Annotated in this window: 3 protein-coding genes; all 3 read right to left on the reverse strand. The window is 59.7% G+C overall.

The window, feature by feature from the left end:
• Positions 1-220: 220 nt before the first annotated feature.
• On the reverse strand, positions 221-1489 hold the full coding sequence (locus ABJN75_RS09690) for an FAD-dependent oxidoreductase (protein ID WP_348439143.1): 1269 nt from the start codon (positions 1487-1489) through the stop codon (positions 221-223).
• A gap of 278 nt (positions 1490-1767) precedes the next feature.
• Positions 1768-2322, reverse strand: a complete 555-nt coding sequence (locus ABJN75_RS09695; RefSeq protein ID WP_348439139.1) for a DUF1254 domain-containing protein — start codon at positions 2320-2322, stop codon at positions 1768-1770.
• The gene (locus ABJN75_RS09700; RefSeq protein ID WP_348439141.1) at positions 2315-2902 is read right to left on the reverse strand and encodes a DUF1214 domain-containing protein; all 588 of its coding nucleotides are present in this window, start codon (positions 2900-2902) and stop codon (positions 2315-2317) included. Before ABJN75_RS09700 ends, ABJN75_RS09695 begins: the two co-directional genes overlap by 8 nt.
• Positions 2903-3156: the final 254 nt, after the last annotated feature.

A 3156-nucleotide genomic window follows, 5' to 3' on the forward strand; every position in this document is an offset into this window, starting at 1 on the left:
CCCGGCATCGCCGAGAAGGTCTTCAGGCCGCTCGCAGCCCTTCAGAAGTTCGTCCAGAAGTTCCTTTGAAATCGTCATCGTCCTTGCTCCTCTCAGGAAGCATGGACCAGATCACCGATACACAGATGACCGGACACTCTCCTCCCGTCATGTCACGCCGATGCCCCCGGGCCGGCGGTGACCCGCCCGGGAGTGAACGCCGGCTCTGTTTCATTTCACGCTATTTCAGCTTGTGCATGGTCAGCATCTTCATGATCGCGTTTTCGTAATAGGTCTCGGTAATGCCCTTGCGGACCTTGCGCAGGAAATATTTCTCGAACGCCACTTTGGCCAGATGCACCCACATGCCTTCGGCTGCCCAGTTGACGTTGCGCGGCGGGTTTTGCGGTTGCGCCAGGAAGGCAACGCCGCGATCGCCGAAATCGGCCAGGCAGAAGGCGTTCCAAGTGGCTTCGTCGGCCGGCTCGCGACCCTCGAGCAGCGCCTTGATGTTTTTGGCCGTGGCCAGCACCATGCTTTCGATCATGTAGCCGGTCTTCGGCACCCCGGTCGGAACAGGGGTCTTTTCCATCGGCGCGATGGCGATTGCCACGCCGATGCCGAAAATGTTGGGATATTTCGGATTGCGCTGGTGCTTGTCGACGATGACGAAGCCGCGCGGATTGACCAGGCCCTCGATACCGCGCAGGGCGGAGATGCCGCGGAACGCCGGCAGCATCATCGAATATTTGAATTCGAGTTCATGCCGGGTTTTCTCCGAACCGTCATCATTGAGCTCGGACACGCTCATGGTGTTCGCTTCAACCTTTTCCACCTTGGCATTGGTGATCCAGCGGACACTGCGCTGGCGCATCTCGTGCTCGAGCATGCCCTTGGTGTCGCCGACGCCGCCCAGGCCAAGATGGCCGATATAGGGTTCGGCGGTGACGAAGGTCATCGGCACCTTGTCGCGGATCTTGCGGTTGCGCAGTTCCTTGTCGAGGATCATCGCATATTCATAGGCCGGGCCGTAGCACGATGCGCCTTGCGCCGCGCCGACGATGATCGGGCCAGGATCGGCACAGAACGCTTCAAACGCCACATTGGCCTGCATCGCGTGATCAACGGTGCAAACCGACTGGGTATGGGCGTTCGGGCCAAGTCCTTCGATCTCGTCGAACGCCAGTTCCGGACCTGTGGCGATCACCAGATGATCATAATCGACCGAACTGCCGTCTTCCATCTCGATGCGGTTTTCTTCCGGATGCAGCTTGCTTGCAGCCGCCTGGATGAACTCGATGCCGTGCTTGGCCATCAACGGCGCAAGCTCGACGGTGATGTCACCCTTTTTGCGCCAGCCGACACCGACCCACGGATTGGACGGGGTGAACTGGAAGGTTTCAGTCTTGTTGACCAGGATAATCCGGTGATTTTTCCCCAGTTCGGCCTTCAAATCGAAGACCATGGAAATACCGCCAAGACCTGCGCCAAGAACGACAATGTTAGCCATTTTCATGCACTTAATCTCCCAAAGCCGGAAACGATGCGCCAGCCAGACACATATGATTTGTCAAATATAAACGACAGTTTATAAAAACTCATTGATCAAAATCAATCGGCGCCCACGGATCTGCCGATTGTCGACCAGCAGGTTGATCTCTTTGTCCGGGTGAGCCGCACCATGAGAATGAGACGATCTCGCGTCGCGGCGCGCAGGGCTTTGACCGCTTCCCGCACCTCAACCGACCAGTGGCAGAGCACTAATTCCCAAAGCCAGGGACGTGGAGATCAGGCTGGATCGATCTTGAATGGCGCGCAAACCGCGCCATTGAGGAACGCCCTGGCCGCGGGCTCCTGGCTTGGCATCGGTGCGATGGCGCGCAAGGCCACATAGCCCTCCGGCCGTTGCAGTTCGACCAGCACCGCGCGTTCGAGCGCTTCGGGCATGGACCGGCGCATCTGCAACATCTGCGCGGGAGTGACCAAAGCGATATTGACGTCGGCGCCGATCGAGGACCGGTCATTCATTGAATAGGTCTCGTTTGATGAACTGTCGTAGACCGACACCGTCCATATCGCCACATCGCCGGAGGCAACGACCCTGACCGGCATGCTGGAAATGTCAAAGCGGCACACCGCTGTGCGAATGTTCGGATTATCGTTGAACAGTCCCGTCGGATTGGGTTCGTGGGCGAGCGAATAGAAGCGGTACTGCGCGCCCAGTGCCGTAACCCGGGTCCAGGCGTCCTTGCCGGTCCACATCGGCAGCGCCAGGATGATGACGATGTGGACAAATGCAGCGCCGACAAGGCCGATCACAACTGCCAGAAGCACACTACGCATCGCGGCAGCCGATCAGTGTAATATCCGGCATGTCGAGTTCGACCATGTTGGCCGAAGCCGCCGTCGGCGTGTCGATCAGGGTCAGGATGAAGCTGACGCCGGTTTGCGTATCGAGCCGGATCCAGTTGCCCGGTTCGGGCGTGGAATTCATCCGGATCGTGAAACCGCCATCGGAGCGGCGCAGCACCGTCCACGAATTCAGACTGGCGGGAAATCCGGGCGGGGAGGTGACCGGCGCGCCCGCGGCATCGGCGATCCTGAGTGTCCAGAATCGCGAGGGCGGGGTTGTTCCCGAGATTTCGTAGGCGCACTTGCCGGACAGGGCCGCGCCGGTCTCGTCGGTCCGCGCGGTAAACACCAGTCCTTCCGCGCGACCAAGCAGAATGCGCCCGTCACCTGCGCGGTGGGCCTTGGCGAACGGATCGGCACTGGCGGTCTGCAATGCGGGATAGGCGCTCCATGCGCCAAGCTCGATCGAGCCGAAACCGGATGTCGCCATGAGCATCCATGACGCCGACCAGGCGCCGCCGCCAAAGGCGATCGCCAGCGTGAGAAGAACCAGGACAGGCAGGCGGAACACGGGCGGAAATGTCCTTCGTCAATTCAGCTGCGCGGCAGGTGCCGCACACGAAGCGTCAAATAGGAAAAGCGAAACCGGCAACGCGTCGAGCGGATGCGCAATGCCGCTCCGGTACCCAGTCATCATGCAATCATCTTCCCGCACGTCGGATCGAAAACACCAGATCCCGCATTGCCAAATCCCCGAAAACTCGGGATCGTGAAACCGGGTCATGCCTTATCATCGTTCGACGCTGATTGGAACAAGCGCCGGTG

Origin of the sequence: Hoeflea sp. (assembly GCF_039975035.1) — a bacterium.
Taxonomy (GTDB): Bacteria; Pseudomonadota; Alphaproteobacteria; order Rhizobiales; family Rhizobiaceae; genus Hoeflea.

Excerpts from the sequence above, each read along its gene's own strand:
- ABJN75_RS09690 (WP_348439143.1), bottom strand. The coding sequence starts at position 1,489 with ATGGCTAACATTGTCGTTCTTGGCGCAGGTCTTGGCGGTATTTCCATG.
- ABJN75_RS09695 (WP_348439139.1), bottom strand. The coding sequence starts at position 2,322 with ATGCGTAGTGTGCTTCTGGCAGTTGTGATCGGCCTTGTCGGCGCTGCA.